We start from the raw sequence: 21,037 nt of genomic DNA, 5'->3' as shown, positions 1-21,037 counted from the left end.
GACGGTGCCCGGGCGGCGACGACCCTACGAAACGAGTTTCCTCAATGACGCGGCATGTCGACGTACTGATCATCGGCGCGGGCCTGTCCGGAATCGGCACGGCTTGTCACCTCACCCGCGAGCAGACCGGACGCAGCTACGCGATCCTGGAGCGCCGCGAGAACATCGGCGGCACCTGGGACCTGTTCAAGTACCCCGGCATCCGCTCCGACTCGGACATGCTGACCTTCGGTTTCGGTTTCCGCCCGTGGATGGGCACCAAGGTGCTCGCCGACGGCGCCAGCATCCGCCAGTACGTCGAGGACACCGCGAAGGAATACGGCGTCACCGACCACATCACCTTCGGTCGCAAGGTCGTCACCGCCGACTTCGACCGCGCCGCCGCGCTGTGGACCGTCACCGCCCTGATCGAGGCCACCGGCGAGACCGAGACCTGGACCGCCAACTTCCTCGTCGGCGCCAGCGGCTACTACAACTACGACGAGGGCTACCAGCCCACCTTCCCCGGCCAGGACGACTTCCAGGGCCGGATCGTGCACCCGCAGCACTGGCCCGAGGACCTGGACTACACCGGCAAGAAGGTCGTCGTCATCGGTTCCGGTGCCACCGCGATCACGCTGATCCCGTCGATGGCCGACAAGGCCGCGCACGTCACCATGCTGCAGCGCTCGCCCACCTGGATCCAGGCGCTGCCCTCGGACGACCCGGTCGCCATCGGCCTCAAGAAGTCCCGGGTGCCCGACCAGATCGCCTACAAGATCGGCCGCGCCCGCAATATCGCCCTGCAGCGGGCCAGCTTCCAGCTCTCCCGCACCAACCCCGAGCTGGCCAAGAAGCTGATGCTGGCCCAGGTGCGCCTGCAGGTCGGCAAGAACGTGGACCTGCGCCACTTCACCCCGAGCTACAACCCGTGGGACCAGCGCCTGTGCGTGGTGCCCAACGGTGACTTGTTCAAGGTGCTCAAGAGCGGCAAGGCCGACATCGTCACCGACCGCATCGCCACCTTCACCGAGAAGGGCATCCGGACCGAGTCGGGCCAGGAGCTCGAGGCCGACATCATCGTCACCGCCACCGGCCTGAACGTGCAGATGCTCGGCGGCATCACGATGTCCATCGACAGCGTGCCGGTGAAGTTCAACGAGACGGTCGCCTACAAGAGCGTGCTGTACTCCGACATCCCGAACTTCCTGATGATCATCGGCTACACCAACGCGTCGTGGACGCTCAAGGCCGACCTCGCCGCCGCGTACCTGTGCCGCGTGCTGAACATCATGCGCGACCGCGGCTACACCACCTACGAGGTGCACGCCAACCCCGAGGACATCGCCGACGAGTCGCTGATGGGTGGCGCCCTGACCTCGGGCTACATCCAGCGCGGCAACGACGCGATGCCGCGGCAGGGTGCCCGCGGCGCCTGGAAGCTGGTCAACAACTACTACCGCGACCGCACGCTGATGCACAAGGCGCCGATCGAGGACGGTGTCCTGCGGTTCAGCAAGATCGGCACGACCGTCGCGCCGGGCGAGCAGGCCGTCGGCGCCTGAGTTCCGGCACCACCCGAACCCGAACGGGGTCCGTCACTTCACGGTGACGGACCCCGTTCTTTCGTCACGGTGATCGATGCCCGATCCGCTCGCGCGCAGCGGGTTTCGGTCGCCCGGGCGAATGTCCAGCGCCTCCCGTACTATCGCGATCGAAGACACCGCCCGGGGAGACGAAGGAGGACGGTGTGGGATCTCGCCTACCGGCGACCATCCGAGACGCGGGGATGTGGGTGCGGCGTTTCGCCGCGACGACACCGGGTGTGATCGGCGCGGTCCTCGTGGTCACCACGGTGGCCTGCCTGATCGCCGGATCGACAGTGGGACAGCAGCTCGACGCCAAGATCGGCCGCACCGAGCAGGTGCTCGACCGCACCGAGCCGCTGGCCTTCGCGGCGCAGAGCCTCTACGTCTCGCTCTCGGCCGCCGATGCCGGTGCGGCGACGGCGTTCCTGTCCGGCGGTGTCGAATCGCCCCAGGTGCGCGACACCTACGAGCAGGCGCTCGCCGAAGCCGCTGCCGCACTGGCGGAAGCGACCTCGGGCGCCACCGACGCCCAGACCAGGGCGATCGTGGCCCGCATCGCCGCCGACCTGCCGACCTACACCGGCCTGGTGGAGACCGCGCGGGCCAACAACCGCCAGGGCTTCCCGGTCGGCTCGGCGTATCTGCGGCAGGCCTCCGACCTCATGCAGACCTCGTTGCTGCCCAACGCCGAACAGCTCAACCAGGCCCGCTTCGCCGCCGTCCGCGAGGACCAGCACCGCATCGGCGCGCTGCCGCTGACCTCGATCGTGCTCCTGCTGCTGGTGCTCGCCGCCTGCGGCGCCGGTTCGGTGCTGTTGCTGCGCCGCACCAACCGGCTGGTGAACCCCGGGGTGGCCCTGGCCGCCGCGGCCGCGCTGTTGGCGCTGGTGTGGTCGGCCGGGGCCACCCTGACCGCCGCGCACCTGCTCGAGACCGGCGACTCCGGGGCGGGCGCGCGGGTGGAGAACCTGGCGAGTGCGCGCATCCTGGCCCAGCAGGCCCGGACCGACGAGACGCTCGCCCTGATCACCCGGGGCGACATCACCGCGCCGGAGAACGCCTTCCACACCCACACCCGCGACCTCGAACAGCGGCTCACCGCGGCCGGTGCGGGCGACTCGGAAGCCGCTCGGGCACTGACCAATTGGAACGCCGGCCACAACGCCCAGCGCACCGCCTACGAGAAGGCCGACTACGCGGGCGCCGTCACCCAGGCCATCGGTACCGGTCCCGACAGCTCGGCCACCAGCTTCGCCCGGCTCGACCGCGAACTGCGCGACGCGCTGGCCCAGGCCCGCACCGACCTGCGCGACGGCGTCGACGCCGCGGGAACCACCTTCACGCTCAGCCCGTTCGGCACGCTGCTCCTGCTGCTGGCCGCGGCGGGCGCGGTGGTCACCGGCCTGTGGCCCCGACTGAAGGAGTTCCTGTGAGCACCCGGCGTCCTCTCCTGGCCGTGGTCCTGGCCGCGGTGGCCGTCCTGGTCGCCGGCTGCGGCGACGCCCCGGCACCGTCGACCATTCCGGCCACCGCCGTCGCCCCGCCGATCCCCGGCGCGGAGGCCATCACCGCGGCCCCCGCCGCGGAGGGCACCGGATCCTGTGACACCGAGGCGACTTTGGCGCCGACGGCGCAACCGCGTCCCGGCGCGATGCCCGCCGGTTCGTCGATGGCCGCGATCGTCGCCAACGGCAGGCTGCGCGTCGGCGTCGACCAGAACACCTACATGTTCGGCTTCCGCAACCCGTCCACCGGACGGCTGGAAGGCTTCGACATCGATCTGGCCAGGGAGATCGCCCGCGATCTGTTCGGTGACCCGGACAAGATCGAACTGCGCTCCGTCGCCGCGGCCGACCGGATCCCGCTGCTGCAGGAGAAGAAGGTCGACATGATCGTGCGCACCTTCTCCGCCACCTGCGAACGGCGCCGCGACGTCGACTTCTCCAGCGTGTACTACCGTGCGGCGCAACGCATCGCGGCCCCGAAGGGCTCGGGCATCACCACCGCGTCCGGGCTCGCGGGCAAGCGGGTGTGCGTCACCAAGGGCACCACCGCGGCCGCGCCGCTGTTCGCGCTGCCCACGCCGCCCGCCGTGCTCGGCGTGACCAACTGGACCGACTGCCTGGTCGCCCTGCAGCAGGGCACCGTCGACGCGATCAGCGGTGACGAGCCGATCCTGGCCGGACTGGTCGCCCAGGACCGCAACCTGGAAATGGTCGGCGACGAGATCGGCACCGGCGCCTACGCGGTCGGCGTGCCCTTGGGCAGCGGCGATCTGGTCCGGTTCGTCAACGGCGTGCTCGACCGGGCCCGCGCCGACGGCACCTGGCAGCGGATCTACCAGCAGCATCTGGGGGTGCTCGGGCCGTCGCCGGGCCCGCCGGTGCCCCGGTACGTCGGATGACCTGGCCGCTGCTCGGTCTCGCCGAGATCGATCGGGAACTGGCCGCGCGCACCGCGGAATTGGCCCAGGTGAGCACGACCCTGCTGGAACTGGACCGGCATCCCGGACTGACCCTGGTGCGCCGGTATCCGCCGACGGGGGAGACCGCGCGCCGCTGGGCGCCGGTGGAGGAGGCGCTCGGCCGGCTCTGGGAGGACCTCGGCCGGGTGCGCGCGATTTTGTCCGAGGCCGAGACGGTCCGTGGCGGTCGCGGCCGGATCGACGACCGCGCTCGCGGTCGCCTCACCGAACTGCTGCGCGGCCGTCCGCACGAGGTCGCCCGGATCCCGATCCCGTTGGCGCAGCGTGGACTCACCGGTCCCGCCGAGACCCTTGTGACGGTCGGCATCGCCGATTCGCTGGACCGGATGCGCGCCGCCTTCGCGTTCGTCGCGCCCTTCGCCGAGGAGGTGGCGGCCGTCGACCGGCAGGTGCTCGGCGCGGTCGCTCCGCTTCAGCAGCGGGTCGAGCAGGCGCACGGCGCGCTCGACGCGGCCGCCGAACCCCTGGCGCGGATGCTGAGCCGCGCGGGCACCGACCCACTGGGGTTCCGGCAGGGCGAGATCACCGCCGCGCTCGCCTCGCTGACCGCGCTGATCGAGACCGAATCCGCCCGGCACGCCGAGTATCTCGCGGTCGCCGCCGACCTGCCCGGCGCGGTCGCGCGACTGCGGGCCGGGCTCGCCGATCTCGACGCGCTGCAACGCGCGGCCGACGAGACCGCCGCCGACGCCGCGCGCAAGGTCGCGACGGGCGAACTCCCCGGCGGCGGGGAACCGGCCGCGCGACTGCTCGCCGCGCTCGACAGCCTCGGCGCGCCGACCAGACCGACGGTCGAGCATCTGCTCGCGCTGCGGGCGCGCACCACCGAGGCCGTCGACACCGCGACGCGGCGACAGGAATTGGCGCGCGGGCTGTTGGACCGGCGCGCCGAACTACGCGGCCGGTTGACGGCCTACCGGGCCAAGGCGTCCCGGCTCGGGGTGAGCGAGGACCGCGACGTCCTCGCCGCCGATCGCATCGCCGCGGGCCTGCTCGGCCGCACGCCCTGCGATCTGGCCGCGGTCACCCGGGCGGTCGCCGACTATCGTTCGATCATCGGGGAGAAAGCGGGGCGGACAGCATGACATGTAGTGAACCGGGGTGCGGCGGCGCCGTCGAGGACGGCTATTGCGCCCTCTGCGGCACCGCCCCGGTGGCGAGCGCGCCACCGCCGAGCGCGGTGCCGTCGCCCGGTGCGGGCCGGTCCTCGCGCACCACGGCCCAGCCGCGCAACGGCGCGACGCCCCCACCCGCCACCCCGGGCGCGTGCGCCGAACCCGAGTGCGGTGGAACGATCGTCGACGGGTACTGCGACACCTGCGGCACCGCGCCCACCGCGACCCCGGTGTACAGCCCGACCGCGCCGACGGTGAGCGCCAGTGGCCGCACCTCGAGCCGCTCGGTGCGGACCCACCGGTCCGGGTCGGCCCGCTCGGCCGCACGCGGCAGGCTCGGCGCCGGTCTGGTCGAGGTGCCGCCGATTCCACGCGTCGACCCGGCCACCGCGGTGCTCGCCGACCCGCAGGTCCCCGAATCCGACCGGTACTGCGGCACCTGCGACAAGCCCGTCGGCCGCAGCCACGACGGTGCGGCAGGCCGGACCGCCGGGTTCTGCCCGCACTGTGGCACCCGCTATTCCTTCGTGCCCCGCCTGCGCGCCGGCGACCTCGTCGGCGGTCAGTACGAGGTGGCGGGCGCGCTCGCGCACGGCGGCCTGGGCTGGATCTATCTGGCCGTCGACCATCGCGTCAACCGGCGCTGGGTGGTGCTCAAGGGCCTGATCGACACCGGCGACCCGGACGCGCTCGCGGCGGCCGTGGCCGAGCGGCGCTTCCTGGCCGAGGTCGATCACCCGAACATCGTCAAGATCCACAACTTCACCGAACACGCCGACGCCGACGGCGATCCGGTCGGCTACATCGTGATGGCCTATGTCGGTGGCACCTCACTCAAGCAGATCCTGCGCGCCTACCGCACCGAGCACGACCGCTACCTGCCGCCCGCGCAGGCCATCGCCTACGTGCTGGAGATGCTGCCCGCGCTGGGCTACCTGCACGCGCGTGGCTGGGCCTACTGCGATTTCAAGCCCGACAACGTGATGCAGACCGAGGAACGGCTCGAGCTGATCGACCTCGGCGCCGTCATCTCGATGGACGACCGCACCAGCCCGATCTACGGCACCATCGGCTACCAGGCGCCCGAGATCGCCGAGACCGGTCCCACCGTGGCCACCGAGGTCTACACCGCGGGCCGCACGCTGGCCGTGCTGATGATGCGGATCGCCTCCGTCGACGGCAAACTCGGCCCGCTGCCGTCACCCGAGGCCGAACCCCTGCTCGCCCGCCACGATTCCCTGCACCGATTCCTGCTGCGCGCCACCGACGACGACCCGCTGGCCCGCTTCGGATCGATGGCGGAGATGGCCGATCAGCTCACCGGCGTCCTGCGTGAGGTACTGGCCACCGGCGACGGGGTCCCGCGGCCCGGCATGTCGAGTTCGTTCGGTCCCGCCCGCGCGGTCTTCGGCATCGACAGCGCCACCCCGGAGCCTGCCGCGCTGATCGCCGGCCTGCCCGCGCCGCTGGTCGATCCCGCCGACAGCGGCGCCGCCCTGCTGGCCACCACCGACGCGGCCACCCCCGCCGAACTCGAGGCCGCGTTGACGGCCGGGCTGCGCGCCGTGGTCACCGGATCCGGTGAGTCGGTGGAGATTCCGCTGCGCCTGGTCCGCGCCGAACTCGAGGCAGGTGACGCCGAGGCCGCGCTGACCCGCCTGGCCGCGCTGGACATCGACCTGGAATACGACTGGCGCCGGGTCTGGTACCGCGCCCAGGCGGCGCTGCTGACCGGTGAGTACGCCACGGCCGCCGCCGACTTCGAGGCCGTCTACGCCGCGCTGCCCGGCGAGCCCGCACCGAAACTGGCACTGGCGGCGGCGCTGGAACTCGGCGCTGCACGGACCGAAGGTGTTGCGGCACAGCATGATCGCGCGCTGGCGCTCTACGAGCTGGTGTGGCGCACCGACCACACGTATCTGTCCGGCGCCTTCGGCGCGGCCCGGCTCCGGCGCGCGAGCGCGGACCGGACGGGCGCCGTCGCGGTGCTCGACCAGGTCGACCGCAGCTCGTCGATGTTCACCGAGGCCAGGGTCTCCGCCGTCGAGACCCTGCTGGCCGACCGCGCGCCCGCCGAACTGGACGAGGCGCTGCTGCGGGAGGCGGGCGAGCGGGTCGAACGACTCAGCCTGGACTCGCGGACGCGGACCGCGCGTGTGCGCATGTGGGTCCTGGAGGCGGCCCTGAACTGGATCCGGTCGGGACAGCGGCCGAGTGCGCCAGGCAAGCTGTTGGACGTGGAATTCACCGAGCAGGGAGTGCGGACGGGGTTGGAACGATGCTTGCGGACATTGGCTCGGGAAGCCGACGACATGTGGACCCGGTTCGTGCTGGTGGATCAGGCCAACGCGGTGCGGCCGAGGACCACGCTGTGAGCGCGCCCGGGTGTCCGGACTGCGCGGGGTCGGCCAGGGCGGGGCACCGCTTCTGCGAGGGGTGCGGGCGGGAACTCGGCGTGCGCAAGGTCGCACTGCCGGTGCACGATCCGGCCGCGGTGCCACAGTGCTCGACCTGCGGTGAACGCCGCTACGAGGGCGGCTTCTGCGTGCAGTGCGGCAGCCCGAAGCCGGTGCCCGACCGCTTCGAGGACGATCTGGGCGCGGTGTATCTGCTCACCGACCGCGGAATCAGCCACGCGCGCAACGAGGACGCCGTCGCCGCTGCCGTCCGCGACGGCGACGGCACCCGGGTGATCGTGGTCAGCGACGGCGTCTCCACCTCGCAGGACCCGCAGGCCGCCTCCGGCACCGCGGCCCGCTCCGGCGTCGACGCCGCGCTGGCCGCCCTCGCCGACGGCCGGTCCGCGCGCGACAGCGTGATGGCGGGCCTGGCGACCGCGACCGCGGCGGTGCGCGGGATGTCGCGCAGCAGCGAGTACGCGCCCTCGTGCACCTACGTCTCGGCGATCGTGCGCACGACCGCCGAGGGCACCGAGATCACCGTCGCCAATGTCGGTGACAGCCGGGCCTTCTGGCTGGCCGCGGGCGACCCGACCGCCTCGCGCAGGCTCAGCGTCGACGACTCCTGGGCCCAGGCCCTCGTCGACGCGGGCGCCCTCGACGAGGAGGCCGCCATGCACGACCCCCGCGCGCACACGCTGCTGCGCTGGCTCGGTGCCGACGGCGGCGAGGCGCCCTGGTCGGCGCACTGCCTGCAGAGCATGGTGGTCACCGAACCGGGCACCCTGCTGCTGTGCAGCGACGGCCTGTGGAACTACCTACCGGATGCCGTCGCCCTGGCCGGATTCACCGTCGAGACCTCACCGCAGGCCGCAGCCCGCGCGCTGGCCGACTTCGCGCTGAACAGTGGCGGCAGCGACAACATCACGGTCGCGCTGGCCCCGGTGCCCGCGCCCGCTGCCGTACCGCACGATCCAGGAGTGTCATGAGCTCAGCCGAGACCACAGGTATCTCGATCGCCGTCGACCAGAACGAGTTCCTCGCCGAGGGCACGCGGGTGGTCGACGCGGTGCTCACGGTGGCCACCGGCCCCGAACTGGCCGTCGTCGCCACCCCGCCGCCCCGGCTGGAGATCCTGATCATCGACTGTTCGGGGTCGATGGGCAACAAGCGCAAGTTCGAGAACGCGCGCACCGCCACCAGGACCGCGCTCGACGAGATCCCCGACGGCACCGCGTTCGCCATCATCGAGGGCACCGAGGCCGCCCGGATGATCTACCCGACCGGCACCATGTCGGCGCCGGCGGATCGCACCCATCGCAGCGCCGCCCGGCGCGCACTGGACAAGCTGCGGCCCGACGGCGGCACCGCCATGGGGTCCTGGCTCGCGCTGGCCCGCCAGGTCGCCGCCGCGCATCCCGGCGCGCAGGCGCACGCCATCCTGCTCACCGACGGCAAGAACGAGCACGAGACACCGGAGCAGCTGGCCACCGAACTCGACCGCGCCGAAGGCCTTTTCGTCTGCGACTGCCGCGGTGTCGGCGACGACTGGATGGCCGCCGATCTGCACAAGATCTCCTCGAAACTGTCCGGCGACGCCGACATGGTGGCCGATCCGAAGGACCTGTCCGCCGACTTCGCGAAGATGATGCGGTCCTCGGTGGCGCGGGTCATCCCGGAGCTCACCCTGCGGGTGTGGACCCCGGCGGGCGCGCGGGTGCGGATGGTCAAACAGGTTGCGCCGGTGCTCGAGGACCTCACTCCCCGCCGCATTGATACCGGCCCGCAGGTGGGGGAGTACCCGCTCTCGTCCTGGGCCGCCGAAGAGCGCGAGTATCACGTGCAGATCGAGCTGGAACCGGCCGCGCCCGGCCGCGAGAAGCTGGCCGCGCGGCTGAGTGTGCTGGCCGGTGACGAGGTGCTCGGCCAGGGGCTGGTGCGCGCGGTGTGGACCACCGACACCACCCTGTCCACCCGGATCAGCACGCGCGTCGCCCACTACACCGGGCAGGTCGAACTGGCCCAGGCCGTCCAGGAGGGCCTGGCCGCCCGCCGCAACGGCGACCTCACCACCGCGACCGCGAAACTGCGGCGCGCGGTGGAACTGGCCGCCGCCTCCGGGCACGAGTCCACCGCCAAGCTGCTGCGCGGCGTGGTGGAGGTCGACGACCGCGACGGCACCGTCAAGCTGCGCGGCCAGGTCGCCGCCGCCGACGAACTCGCGCTCGACATCCGCTCGACCAAGACCGCGCGGGTCCGTCCGGAGGGTGCCTGACATGCCGATCTGCGCGGACGGGCACCAGTCGCGCTCGCTGGACTACTGCGATGTGTGCGGTTCGGCGCTGGCGGGTGCCGGCGCGCCGGATCCGGCCGACCTGCGCCTGTGCCCGTCCTGCGCGACGCCGACCAGCGGCCGGTTCTGCGAGGTCTGCGGCTACGACTCGGCCCTGCCGCCGGCGCCGCGTCCGGAGCCCGATCCGCGCCGCGCCGAACCGACTCTCGTCCGCGCGGACGGGCCGCGCGGGGACCGGGTCGCTCCGGCCTGGGAGGCCCGCGTCTTCGCCGACCGCGAGTTCTACACCAGGGTCCAGGCCGACAAGGGGCCCGACGCCGAGCGCGTCGCCTTCCCCGACTTCTATCCGGAACGGCGGATCCCGTTGCACGGGAGCCAGTTCCTGATCGGCAAACGCTCGGACTCGCAGGGCATCGTGCCCGAGATCGACCTCGGCATCGCCCCGGCCGACATCGGGGTGTCCCGCGCGCACGCGCTGATCCGGGTGGACCCGGCGGGCGGTCTCACCGTGACCGACCTCGGCTCCACCAACGGGACCAGCCTGGACGGCGCCGCGCAGCCGATCCGGCCCCAGGTCGCCGTCGAACTGCGCGCGGGCAGCCGGATCCACGTCGGCGGGTGGACCACCATAGAGATCGCCACGCGACCATAGACGAATCCGTTCACCGAACCGTAGGGTCGGGGCCATGACGAAGTTCGACGGGAAGACCTGCCTGATCACCGGTGCCGCCAGCGGGCTCGGCCGCGCCACCGCGTTCGCGGCCGCCGCCAAAGGCGCTGCCCTCGTGCTCACCGACATCAGCGCCGACGCGCTCGCCGACACCGCGGCCGAGCTGCGTGCCACCGGTGCCACCGTGCATCTCGCGCACGCCGCCGACGTCAGCGACCATGCCGCCGTCGTCGGCCTGGCCGCGCACACCTTCGAGGCGGTCAGCCGGGTCGACATCGTCATGAACGTCGCGGGCATCGCCACCTGGGGCACCGTCGACAAGCTCACCCACCAGCAGTGGCGGCGCACCGTCGACATCAACCTGATGGGGCCGATCCATATCATCGAGGAGTTCGTGCCGCCGATGATCGCGGCGGGCCGCGGCGGCCACATCGTCAACGTCTCCTCGGCGGCCGGGCTGTTCGGTCTGCCCTGGCACGCGCCCTACAGCGCCACCAAGTTCGGCCTGCGCGGGGTGTCGGAGGTGCTGCGGTTCGACCTGCGCAGGCACAAGATCGGCGTCAGCCTGGTGCTGCCGGGCGCGATGGCCACCCCGATGGTGGACAGCGTCGACATCGCCGGTGTCGATCGCGACAACGCGGCACTGCAGAAGGCGATGCGCTTGTTCCTGCGCCACGCGGTGACTCCCGACCAGGCCGCGACCGCCGTGGTGAAGGGCGTGGAGCGCAACCGCTACTGGGTCTACACCTCGCGCGACATCCAGCTCGCGCACTGGGGCCAGCGCTACGTGCCCTACGGCTACACCCTGGCCATGCGCGGTCTCAACTCGGCCATGTCCGGCTACGCCGCCAAGAACGCCCTGGTCCGCTGACCGGACGGGCCCCGAACCGCCGGATCCGGGGCCCCAGCCGGGGTCAGGACGCGACGATGTCGTACGCGCCGGGCACGTACGAGCCGCCCTGCTGACGCACGATCACGCCGAGCCGGTTGGCCGCGTTGATCTGGGCGACCAGCGCGACCAGCGCCGCGATCTGATCGTCGTCGTAGTGCTCACGCACCCGCGCCCAGGTGTCGTCGGTGACCCCGCGCCCGGCGTCGGCGATCCGGGTACCCTCCTCGGCCAGCGCCAGCGCGGCCCGCTCGGCCTCGGTGAACACCGCCGCCTCGTGCCAGGCCGCGACCAGGTTGATCCGCGTCGCGGGTTCTCCCGCGTGTGCCAGGTCTTTGCTGTGCACGTCGGTGCACCATCCGCAGCCGTTGATCTGGCTGACGCGCAGCATCACCAGATCCTGGGTGGTCTTGGGCAGTGTCGATTGCAGGATGGCCAGGCTGGCATTGCCGAATCGCTTGGCGAATCTCGCGCCGATCTCGTTGTCCACCAGGGTGAAACGGGGTTCCATGAGTTCGTCCTCACGTCGTAGGTCTTGCGAACGACCATGGAGATGCCGCGGGCCCGCCCGGTGTGACAACCCCCGCGTCGTGACGTGGACCACACCCGGCTGCTGTCACAGAATGCCCGGCGTCGGCATCTGATGGGCGTGTATGCCACCTCGCCGAGCACGCCGGGCCCCGCCACCGCGGCCTTCGTCGCCCACCGCAATCTGCTCTTCACCGTCGCCTACGAGATGCTCGGCTCGGCAGCCGACGCCGAGGACGTCCTGCAGGAGACCTGGCTGCGCTGGGTCGGTGTCGATCTCGGCGTTGTGCTCGACCACCGCGCCTACCTGGTACGGATCACCACCCGCGAGGCCCTGATGCGGTTGCGGACCCTCGGCCGCCGCAAGGAGTCCTACGTCGGCCCGTGGCTGCCCGAGCCGCTGCTCACCACGCCCGATGTCGCCGCCGATGTCGAACTGGCCGAGAGCGTCTCGATGGCGATGCTGCTCGTCCTGGAGACCCTGGCCCCGACCGAGCGCGCGGTGTTCGTGCTGCGCGAGGTCTTCGACCTGCCTTACGACGAGATCGCAGAGGCCGTCGACAAGACGCCCGCCGCGGTCCGCCAGATCGCGCACCGGGCCCGCGCTCACGTCGCCGCGCGCCGCCCGCGCGGGATCGTCACGCCAGCGCAGTCACGGGACGCGATCGACGCGTTCCAGCGGGCGGTGGAAACCGGCGACCTGCAGTCCCTGCTCGACATCCTCGCCCCCGATGTCGTGTTCCTCGGTGACGGCGGCGGCGTCGTGCAGGCCGCGCTCGCGCCCGTCGTCGGCGCCGACCGCGTCGCGGCGCTGTTGTCCGGCAGCATGCCCCGGATCGGCGCCACGATGACCGTCACCCCGGTGCCGGTCAACGGCCACCCCGCGCTGATCCTGCGGCTCGACGGCACGATCGACACGGTCATCGCCGTCCGGGTCGACGACGGGCTGATCACCGGCCTCTACGCGATGCGCAACCCCGACAAGCTCGCCCGGATCGGACAGCCGACCGCCCTGCGCCGCTGACCTCGCTCAGCGCACCAGATCGCTGGGATCGGTATTGGCCCCGCACAGGATGACGCAGACCCGCTCGCCGGGCTCGGGCCGATACGCCGCGCCCGCACCGCCGTCGAGCAGCGCGGCGAGTGCGGTCGCGGCACCCCATTCGACCGCGATCCGGTGCTCGTCCCAGAGCTGCCTGCGGGCCCGCCGGATCAGGTCGTCGTCGACCAGGACCGACCGCACGCTGTCCTGCTGCGCCGCGGCCAGCGCCATGGCCGAGACATTCGGCGCGCCCAGGGAATCGGCGGCCACCGAATCGACGGTGACGTCCACCGGCCTGCCCGCCGCGAGCGCCGCGTTGAGCGAACGGCTGCCCACCGGCTCGACCGCGACCGTGCGGACCCCGACATGCTGTGCGGCGACGGCGGTTCCGGTGAACAGCCCGCCCCCACCGACGGCGACGAGCACGGTGTCCAGATCGGGGACACGCGCATGGATCTCGCGCATCAGCGTGCCCGCGCCCGCCGCGATGAGCGGATGGTCGTAGGCGTGCGAGGACAGCGCGCCGCTGGTCGCGGCGAATTCCTGGCACGCGGCGAGAGCCTGCTTGTACTCCGGACCGATCAGGCGCACCTCGGCACCGTAGTCACGCAATCGACGGATCTTCACCGGGGGAGCGGTGTCGGGCAGGAACACCGTCGCCGGCACCCCGGCCTCGCGCGCGGCCCACGCGCACGCGAGTCCCGCGTTGCCGCCCGAGGCGATCGTCACACCGGCCGCGGGCAGCGTCCCCGCCGCCGCGTGCGCGCGCACGAAGTTCTGCGCCCCACGCGCCTTGAAAGTGCCCGTGAACTGCAGAAACTCCAGCGCGAAGGTCAGCGGTGCCGGGCCGGGAGCGGCCGGTGCCACGGTGATCGGGCGGACCAGCCCGTCGATCCTGGCGGCGGCGGCCTCGATGTCGTCATAGGTCGGTGTCACGCCTCGACTATGCCACCGGACCAGCGCTCCCGACGGCCGTCCGGATCGCCCGCTGACCGGGCGAATTGTTACGGCGGGTTTACGCGACCGCGCGTCTGGGTACATAACGGATCGGTAACGAGCTCGAAGACGGGATGTCGTGTCGGTCTGGGGACGCGAACTCCCCGCAGTGATCCGGCGCACGCCCGGCGTGTCAGCAAAGGATGTGCACATGAGCGAGCGAAGCGAACGGTGGACGAACGCGGCCACCGGCGCGGTCATGGTCGGATCTCGCGAGAGCGAGGTACGGGCATGAGCGCGAACCTGATGATCGTGGACGACGACGTCCAGATGCGCGGCGATCTGCGCCGCGCGATGGAAGACGAGGGATACGCCGTCGCCGAGGCGGGTGTCCCCGAGGACGCGCTCGACCAGCTCCGCAGCGACGGACCGCCCGACCTGATGATCGTCGACCTCATGCGTGGGGAGACCGACGGCTTCGACTGCATCAGGGAGATCCGCCGCGACCACGACGTGCCGATCATCGTGATCAGCACCCGCTACGACACCCACGATGTCGTGGCGGCCCTCGAGGCGGGCGCCGACGATTTCGTCAGCAAGCCGTTCGAGATCAAGGAGATCACCGCGCGGATGCGCGCGCTGCGCCGGCGCGCGCGGATCACCGCCGATCGTGACGTCACGCCCGAAGCGGTGCTCGACGCCGACCCGGTCGCGCCGCTGGTGCTGGCCACCGACGCGGGCGCGGTCCGCCGCGGCGACACCGAGATCCACCTCACGGTCACCGAGTTCCGCTTGCTCTGTGAGCTCGCCGAGACTCCCGGCCGGGTGCTCAGCCGCGCCGTCCTGCTCGAAAGAGTGTGGGACCAGGGCTTTTTCGGTGACGAGCGGATCGTCGACGTCCACGTGCGCCGGTTGCGCACCAAGATCGAACGCGATCCGTCCGACCCGCGCATCGTGGTCACGGTGCGCGGTCTGGGCTATCGGCTCGATCCGCAAGCGTAGTAAAAGACTCGTCATACAACTGCAAAGAGCTCGACACAGAGACCGCAAAGTCGGTTCGACACTGTAGATGTATGCCTTCGTCCACCGTGTCCATCGAATCCGCTTCCGCCCCTGCGGTTCTCGGTTCCGAACCGATACTGCGCCCACCCCGGCTGGGTGACGGAGCCCAGCTGTGGCGGATCGCCCGCGACTCGCAGGTACTCGACGTCAACTCCAGCTACGCCTACCTGCTGTGGTGTCGCGATTTCGCCGCCACCTCGCTGGTCGCCGACAGCGACGGCCGCGCGGTGGGATTCGTCATCGGGTACGTCCGCCCCGAAGCGCCGGACACCGTGTTCGTCTGGCAGATCGCCGTCGACGCCGAATTCCGTGGCCGCGGCCTGGCCGGCCGCATCCTGCACACGCTGCTGGATGCGGTGGCCCCCGCGGGCATCACCACGCTGGAAACCACGATCTCACCCGGCAACACCGCCTCCCAGGCGCTGTTCGCCGCGGTGGCCCGCGAGCGCGGTGCGGGTTTGCGCACCGTCTCGCTGTTCGAAACGCACGATTTCCCCGATTCACACGAGGCCGAGCTGCTGTATGTCATCGCACCCGCTCAGCGCCAGGAGGAACGACGATGATCACGACCACCGACACCAGCATCTTCGAGGCCATGGAATCGAATGTGCGGGGCTACTGCCGTGACTGGCCGACGGTCTTCACCACCGCCGAGGGCGCCTGGCTGCGCGACGAGCAGGGGCGGGAATACCTCGACTTCTTCGCCGGCGCCGGTGCGCTGAACTACGGCCACAACAACCCCGTGCTCAAACGCGCGCTGCTCGACTACATCGCGGGCAACGGCATCACCCACGGCCTCGACATGTCGACCGTCGCCAAACGCGAACTGCTGGAGACCATCCGGGACACCGTGCTGTCGCCGCGTGGCCTCGACTACAAGGTGCAGTTCCCCGGCCCGACCGGCGCCAACGCCGTCGAGGCCGCGCTGAAGCTGGCCCGCAAGGTGACCGGACGCAAGACGGTGCTCAGCTTCACCAACGCCTTCCACGGCATGACCCTCGGCGCGCTCTCGGTCACCGGCAACGCCGCCAAGCGGGCCGGTGCGGGCGTGCCGCTCGAGCACGCCACCCCGATGCCCTACGACGGGTACTTCGACAACACCATCGAGGACTTCGGCTGGATGCAGCGCGTCCTCGACGACAGCTCGTCCGGTTTCGACCGCCCCGCCGCGGTGATCGTGGAGACCGTGCAGGGCGAGGGTGGCGTCAACCTGGCCCGCGCGGAATGGCTGCGGCACCTGGCCGGCCTGTGCGCCGCGCGCGACATCCTGCTCATCGTCGACGATGTCCAGATGGGGTGCGGCCGGACCGGTCCGTTCTTCTCCTTCGAGATCGCCGGCATCACCCCCGACATCGTCACGCTGTCCAAGTCGATCGGTGGCTACGGCCTGCCGATGGCGCTGGTGCTGCTCAAGCCCGAGCACGACCAGTGGGCGCCGGGTGAGCACAACGGCACCTTCCGCGGCAACAACCCCGCCTTCGTCACCGCGACGGCCGCGCTGCGCGAGTACTGGAGCGACGACACCCTGGCCCAGCGCACCGCCGCCAACGGCGAGTACGTCGGGCGCACCCTGTCCGCGATCGCCGACCGCTACGACGGGGTCTCGACGCGGGGCCGCGGCATGGTCCACGGCATCGTCTTCGACGATCCGTCGCAGGCGGGCAAGGTCTGCCGGACCGCGTTCGAGGACGGGCTGCTGGTGGAGACCTCCGGGTCGATGGACGAGGTGGTGAAACTGTTGCCGCCGTTGACACTCGGCAGCGACGAACTCGCCCGTGGCCTGTCGGTCCTGTCGGCCTCGATCGACGCCGTGTGCGGAGGTGCCGCATGATCGTGCGCACCACCGCCGAGATCACCGGCACCGAACGCGACGTGGCGGGTCCCGGCTGGCGCAGCAAGCGCATCGTGCTGGCCGGGGACCGCGTCGGGTTCTCCTTCCACGAGACCACCATCGACGCGGGCACCATTCACGAGTTCCACTACCAGAACCACGTGGAGGCGGTCTGGCTGGTCGAGGGTGAGGGCAGTCTGCTCGACCTCGACAACGAGACCGTCCACCAGCTGGGCCCCGGCTCGATGTACCTGCTCGACGGCAACGAACGTCATCAGGTGCACGCGCGCACCCGGCTACGGATGCTGTGTGTGTTCAACCCGCCCGTCACCGGCCGCGAAATACACGATGAGAACGGGGTGTATCCGCTCATCGTCGAGGAGGATGCCCGTGTCTGATCGGCTCGACCGCTACCCGACCCGGCTGATCGAGCCGGCCCCGCACATCGAACGCACCGATCCGACGGTGTGGGGCCGGGTCACCTCGCCCGAGCTGGCCGGCTTCGACGCCAACGGGTACGCGGTCATCCCCGACCTGCTCAGCCCCGACGAGGTCGCCGCGTTCGGTGCGGAGATCGGCCACCTCGCCGCCGATCCCGTGCTCTACGGCGACGACCGGGTGGTGGTGGAACCGGTCGCCGGACAGGTGCGTTCGGTGTTCCAGGTGCACCGGCTCAGCAAGCCGATCGCGGAGCTGCTGGCCGAATCGCGGATCGTCGGGCTGGCCGAGCAGATCCTCGGATCGGCGGTGTACCTGCACCAGACCCGGGTCAACTACATGCCCGGGTTCGGTGGCAGCGGGTTCGCCTGGCACTCCGATTTCGAGACCTGGCACGCCGAGGACGGGATGCCCGCCCCACGGGCGGTGAGCCTGTCGATCGCGCTGACCGACAACTATCCGTTCAACGGCAGCCTGATGCTGATGCCCGGCTCGCACCGCACCTTCGTGCCGTGCCTGGGGGAGACGCCCGAGGGGCACTACCGGGAATCGTTGCGGGAGCAGCGGTTCGGGGTGCCGACCAACGACGACATCACCTTCCTCGCCGCCCGCTACGGCATCACGCAGTTCACCGGGCGGGCCGGGTCGGCCCTGCTGTTCGACTCGAACCTGATGCACGGTTCGTCGAACAACATCACGCCGTACCCGCGGTCGAACATCTTCCTGGTGTTCAACAGCGTGGACAACGCGCTGGCGGAACCGTTCGCGGCGCCGCGGCGCAGGCCCGCGCACATCGCGTCCCGTGAGGTCGCTCCGGTGCGCGAGGTCGGCCCGCGCGCGGTGTCGGCGCTGGCGGATCAGACGCGCTAGCGCGGCAGTTCGGTAAGGGAGGCCGCGGCCCGCGGATCATCGTGGGCCGCGGCCTTCCACCAGTGCTCGGCACCGGCGCGATCACCGTCGCGCAGCAGCAGCACCCCCAGGTCGTAGGCCGCGGCACTGTGCCCCGCCTCGGCGGCCTGCGTCAGCAGGGTGCGCGCCGAATCATGCTCGCCTCGTTCGTTCATCGCGGTCCCCAGGTCGTAGAGCGCCCGCCCGAAGCTCTGTCCCCCCGAGGCCTGCGGTGCGCGCAGGGTCGGCGGTGCGATCGTGGAGGCCGTCTCGACGCGCGGGTCCGGCGTGATCGCCGGGGGCGGGGGAGCCGGATGCCCCACCCTGAGATCACGCGGTGCGGGGTGCTCGGGCGGCAGGTCTGCCGGTGCGCTGGTTCCCTGTCGCCCGGCGATGGTGGGTGGCATGAGTTCCGGCGCGGTGGCTGCCTGCTGTGCCGCGATGGTGGGTGGCATGAATGCTGTTGCGGCGGTTGCCTGTTGTGCCGCGATTGTCGGCGGCAGGTCTGCCGGTGGGTTGGATGCTTGTCGCCCCGCGATGGTCGGTGGCATGAGTGCTGGTCCGGCGGTTGCCTGTTGCTCCGCGATCGTGGGTGGCATGAGTTCCGGTGCAGTGGCTGCCTGGTGCCCCGCGATGGTCGACGGCGGCGGAACTGCCGGTGCCAGGGAAAGTCCGTCCTCGACGGCAGGTGTCGGATCCACAGGATGCGGAGTCGGCTGTCGCGTAGGCAGGGTCGGTTGCCCGGAGGCCGCCGCCGGATAGCCGGTTGTCGGCCGCGCGGCAGCCGTCGGAAATTCGGCAGCTGGTGTCGGGTCCCCGATCCGGAAACTGTCCGCCTCCGAGTAGCTGTCCGCCGGCCCTGCGGCCGCAGGGAGATACTCGGCTACTGATCGTGCGGCCGTTGCTTCGGAACTGGCCGTCGACAGGCCACCACGTACCGGCATCTCGGCCATCGAGCGAGGCTCGGTGGCCGACCGCTCGGCCGTTGCGCGAGTATCGGCCGCCCACAGTGCACCGGCCGTCGCAGCCCCTGGCGGAAGTTCGGCTGCCGATCTCGCGGATGCCCCGAAGCCGGCGGCCTGCGAAGCGGCCGCCGAGGACGGCTCGATCGCTGCTCCAGCAGTTGCTCGGCGATCGGCTGCCCACCGTGCACCGGCCGTCGGCATCGCCGCCTCTGGCGGAAGTTCGGCTGCCGATCTCGCGGATGCTCCGAAGCCGGCGGCCTGCGAAGTAGGCGCGGCGGACGGCTCGCCTGCCGATCTTGCGGCCGTAGTCGGGGAATGAGCCGTCGGCAGGCCGCCGACGGCTGGCATCGCGGCCGCCGAAGGAGACTCGGGCGCTGCTCCAGCCGCTGCTTGGGGATCGGCTGCCCACCGTGCACCGGCCGTCGGCATCGCCGCCCCTGGGGGAGGTTCGGTTACCGATCTCGCAGATGGCCCGAAGTCAGCGGCCTGCGAAGCGGCCGCCGAGGACGGCTCGCCCGCCGATCCTGCGGCCGGAGTCGGAGAATGAGCCGTCGGCAGGGCGCCGACGATCGGCATCTCAGCCGCCGAAGGAGGCTCGGTCGCTGCTGTGGTGGTTGCTCGGGGATCGGCCGCCAAGGCACCGACTGCCGGTACGGCGGATGCTGCCCAGGAGTCGGCGGTCGGCATCGCGGATGATGCGCGCGGATCTCGTGCCGACATGGGGGCTGCTGTCCGGGGATCGGTAGCCGAAATAGCGGCGGCTGCCACGGGATCGGTTGCCGAGATGGCGCGAGCCGCCGGGGGATCGGTTTCCGGATGGGCGTTGGCAGGCAGGGCATCGGCTGCCGAAATGGCTGCCGCCGGGTGGTCGGCCGTCCGCATCGCAGCCGGTCCTGGGAGGTGCGGGGTGGGCGCGACATCCAGCGGAGCATCGGCCGCCGAGAACACGTATCCCGCCGGGGGACCGGCCGCCAGCATCGCGGCTGTGATCGCCGGTGTGGGCGGCATGGTGACCGGTGCGAACGGAGTGTGCGCGCTGGCCGCCCGGATCGACGGCGCCGCGGTCGACGAGGGTGGTGCCACGAACGGTGCGGGATCGGGCGCCGGGAAGGTGGTCAGCTCGACGACGAGTTCGTTGAAATCCGGTGTGCCGGGCCCGGTACTGCACCACAGCGTCGACGAGCCACCCGGATACAGGTCGATGACCATGCCGTAGTTGCCGGTCCAGGACTGCTGTGTCCCCGAGCCGACCGCCCAGACCGGCGTGAGGGTGAACAGCGGCTCCGGTCCCTCCGCGGAGACCGTGATGTCGACCCCGTCGGCGAGCGCGTCGTACCAGATGTCGACGCCCTGCAACGTTTTCCCGTTCAGGTGCACATACCCGCCCTGCACGGTCAGCCCGAGGCCGAGCCCGGACACCTCGGGCGGCGGCATCACCGACACCGCGCGCAACCGCACCGCCGTCGTCCCGGCCGGCAACGCCTCGGCGTACATCGGATACACCTCGGCGCCGCACCAGTCGATCGGGTCGGCGCTGGTGTAGCGCTGTTCGAGCGGGATCGGGTCGCCGAAAGGTTGCGCGCCGGGATGATTCATCGGTGCAGCCCACCCTTTCCGCGTTCGACCCCCACACGGCGCCTGACGCTGGCCGCGGTTGCGCGCTACACCGTACTCGCCCCTACGCGATACCGCGACCCTTTCCGTGCAACGCCCTGGCGAACCCGCTGACCTGCGCCCGGATCCCGGATCCGAAGCCTCGGCAACGATTTTCGGCGAGCGAGGTTCCCGCCGGGTCCGTCAGACGGCGGCCGACTCGCCGATCTCCTCCTCGACCGCGGCGGACGCGACCGGCTTCGGCGTGTTGCGGGCCTCGTGCCGACGCGCGACGACGACGAGCAGCACGCCGACCGCGAGCCACGCGAACAGAC

At 71.3% G+C, this 21,037-nt stretch carries 18 protein-coding genes; 15 read left to right on the top strand and 3 right to left on the bottom strand.

The genetic code is table 11. The features are described 5' to 3' along the window. Window positions 1-44: 44 nt before the first annotated feature. The 9 genes from AB0L91_RS22470 to AB0L91_RS22430 all read left to right on the top strand — a co-directional run bounded on the left by AB0L91_RS22470 (window position 45) and on the right by AB0L91_RS22430 (window position 11,401). Entirely contained in the window at window positions 45-1,544 is a 1,500-nt protein-coding gene (locus AB0L91_RS22470; protein ID WP_365012854.1) for an NAD(P)/FAD-dependent oxidoreductase, read from the top strand. A gap of 185 nt (window positions 1,545-1,729) precedes the next feature. Beyond that, on the top strand, window positions 1,730-3,001 hold the full coding sequence (locus AB0L91_RS22465; protein ID WP_365012852.1) for a hypothetical protein: 1,272 nt from the start codon (window positions 1,730-1,732) through the stop codon (window positions 2,999-3,001). After that, a complete protein-coding gene (locus tag AB0L91_RS22460) occupies window positions 2,998-3,972 on the top strand; it encodes a glutamate ABC transporter substrate-binding protein (RefSeq protein WP_365012851.1) in 975 nt (324 codons plus the stop codon). Before AB0L91_RS22465 ends, AB0L91_RS22460 begins: the two co-directional genes overlap by 4 nt. Next, window positions 3,969-5,138: a hypothetical protein gene (locus tag AB0L91_RS22455; RefSeq protein ID WP_365012848.1), complete on the top strand. Its 1,170-nt coding sequence runs from the start codon at window positions 3,969-3,971 to the stop codon at window positions 5,136-5,138. Before AB0L91_RS22460 ends, AB0L91_RS22455 begins: the two co-directional genes overlap by 4 nt. Continuing rightward, window positions 5,135-7,543 carry a tetratricopeptide repeat protein gene (locus AB0L91_RS22450; RefSeq protein WP_365012846.1) on the top strand — a complete coding sequence of 803 codons (2,409 nt, stop codon included), beginning with the start codon at window positions 5,135-5,137 and terminating at the stop codon, window positions 7,541-7,543. Before AB0L91_RS22455 ends, AB0L91_RS22450 begins: the two co-directional genes overlap by 4 nt. Further along, entirely contained in the window at window positions 7,540-8,556 is a 1,017-nt protein-coding gene (locus AB0L91_RS22445; protein WP_365012843.1) for a protein phosphatase 2C domain-containing protein, read from the top strand. Before AB0L91_RS22450 ends, AB0L91_RS22445 begins: the two co-directional genes overlap by 4 nt. Then, window positions 8,553-9,842, top strand: coding sequence for a VWA domain-containing protein (locus tag AB0L91_RS22440; protein ID WP_365012840.1), 1,290 nt, complete (start codon window positions 8,553-8,555; stop codon window positions 9,840-9,842). The genes AB0L91_RS22445 and AB0L91_RS22440 overlap by 4 nt, the downstream gene beginning before the upstream one ends. A 1-nt stretch (window position 9,843) precedes the next feature. After that, window positions 9,844-10,512 (top strand): FHA domain-containing protein, encoded by a 669-nt coding sequence (locus AB0L91_RS22435; protein ID WP_355280337.1) that lies wholly within the window; start codon window positions 9,844-9,846, stop codon window positions 10,510-10,512. 34 nt (window positions 10,513-10,546) lie between these two features. Next, on the top strand, window positions 10,547-11,401 hold the full coding sequence (locus AB0L91_RS22430) for an SDR family oxidoreductase (RefSeq protein WP_365012837.1): 855 nt from the start codon (window positions 10,547-10,549) through the stop codon (window positions 11,399-11,401). Between the two features lie 43 nt (window positions 11,402-11,444). Here AB0L91_RS22430 and AB0L91_RS22425 read toward each other — a convergent pair whose 3' ends face one another. Continuing rightward, complete coding sequence (locus AB0L91_RS22425; protein ID WP_365012835.1) at window positions 11,445-11,930, bottom strand: carboxymuconolactone decarboxylase family protein; 486 nt, start codon at window positions 11,928-11,930, stop codon at window positions 11,445-11,447. A 132-nt stretch (window positions 11,931-12,062) separates the two neighbouring features. On the opposite strand from AB0L91_RS22425, the gene AB0L91_RS22420 reads away from it, so the two are divergent. Next, window positions 12,063-12,971: an RNA polymerase sigma-70 factor gene (locus AB0L91_RS22420; RefSeq protein ID WP_365012832.1), complete on the top strand. Its 909-nt coding sequence runs from the start codon at window positions 12,063-12,065 to the stop codon at window positions 12,969-12,971. A 6-nt stretch (window positions 12,972-12,977) separates the two neighbouring features. Here the strand turns inward: AB0L91_RS22420 and AB0L91_RS22415 are convergent, their stop codons facing one another. After that, window positions 12,978-13,925 (bottom strand): threonine/serine dehydratase, encoded by a 948-nt coding sequence (locus AB0L91_RS22415; protein WP_365012829.1) that lies wholly within the window; start codon window positions 13,923-13,925, stop codon window positions 12,978-12,980. A gap of 291 nt (window positions 13,926-14,216) precedes the next feature. Between AB0L91_RS22415 and AB0L91_RS22410 the strand changes: the two genes are divergently transcribed. The 5 genes from AB0L91_RS22410 to thpD all read left to right on the top strand — a co-directional run bounded on the left by AB0L91_RS22410 (window position 14,217) and on the right by thpD (window position 18,126). Continuing rightward, window positions 14,217-14,927, top strand: coding sequence for a response regulator transcription factor (locus tag AB0L91_RS22410; RefSeq protein ID WP_355280342.1), 711 nt, complete (start codon window positions 14,217-14,219; stop codon window positions 14,925-14,927). Window positions 14,928-14,998: 71 nt separating this feature from the next. Beyond that, the gene (gene ectA, locus AB0L91_RS22405; RefSeq protein ID WP_355280344.1) at window positions 14,999-15,550 is read left to right on the top strand and encodes a diaminobutyrate acetyltransferase; all 552 of its coding nucleotides are present in this window, start codon (window positions 14,999-15,001) and stop codon (window positions 15,548-15,550) included. After that, window positions 15,550-16,818: a diaminobutyrate--2-oxoglutarate transaminase gene (gene ectB / locus AB0L91_RS22400; RefSeq protein WP_365013687.1), complete on the top strand. Its 1,269-nt coding sequence runs from the start codon at window positions 15,550-15,552 to the stop codon at window positions 16,816-16,818. The genes ectA and ectB overlap by 1 nt, the downstream gene beginning before the upstream one ends. After that, window positions 16,815-17,216: an ectoine synthase gene (locus AB0L91_RS22395; RefSeq protein WP_357350196.1), complete on the top strand. Its 402-nt coding sequence runs from the start codon at window positions 16,815-16,817 to the stop codon at window positions 17,214-17,216. The genes ectB and AB0L91_RS22395 overlap by 4 nt, the downstream gene beginning before the upstream one ends. Then, a complete protein-coding gene (gene thpD / locus AB0L91_RS22390) occupies window positions 17,203-18,126 on the top strand; it encodes an ectoine hydroxylase (protein WP_355280350.1) in 924 nt (307 codons plus the stop codon). Before AB0L91_RS22395 ends, thpD begins: the two co-directional genes overlap by 14 nt. Here the strand turns inward: thpD and AB0L91_RS22385 are convergent. Beyond that, the gene (locus AB0L91_RS22385; RefSeq protein ID WP_365012824.1) at window positions 18,123-20,705 is read right to left on the bottom strand and encodes a hypothetical protein; all 2,583 of its coding nucleotides are present in this window, start codon (window positions 20,703-20,705) and stop codon (window positions 18,123-18,125) included. The genes thpD and AB0L91_RS22385 overlap by 4 nt on opposite strands. Window positions 20,706-21,037 lie beyond the last annotated feature (332 nt).

The organism is Nocardia sp. NPDC051833, from assembly GCF_040681225.1.
Taxonomy (GTDB): Bacteria; Actinomycetota; Actinomycetes; order Mycobacteriales; family Mycobacteriaceae; genus Nocardia.
The sequence above is the reverse complement of the archived record's forward strand: the minus strand, read 5'-3'. Positions and strand labels throughout refer to the sequence as shown.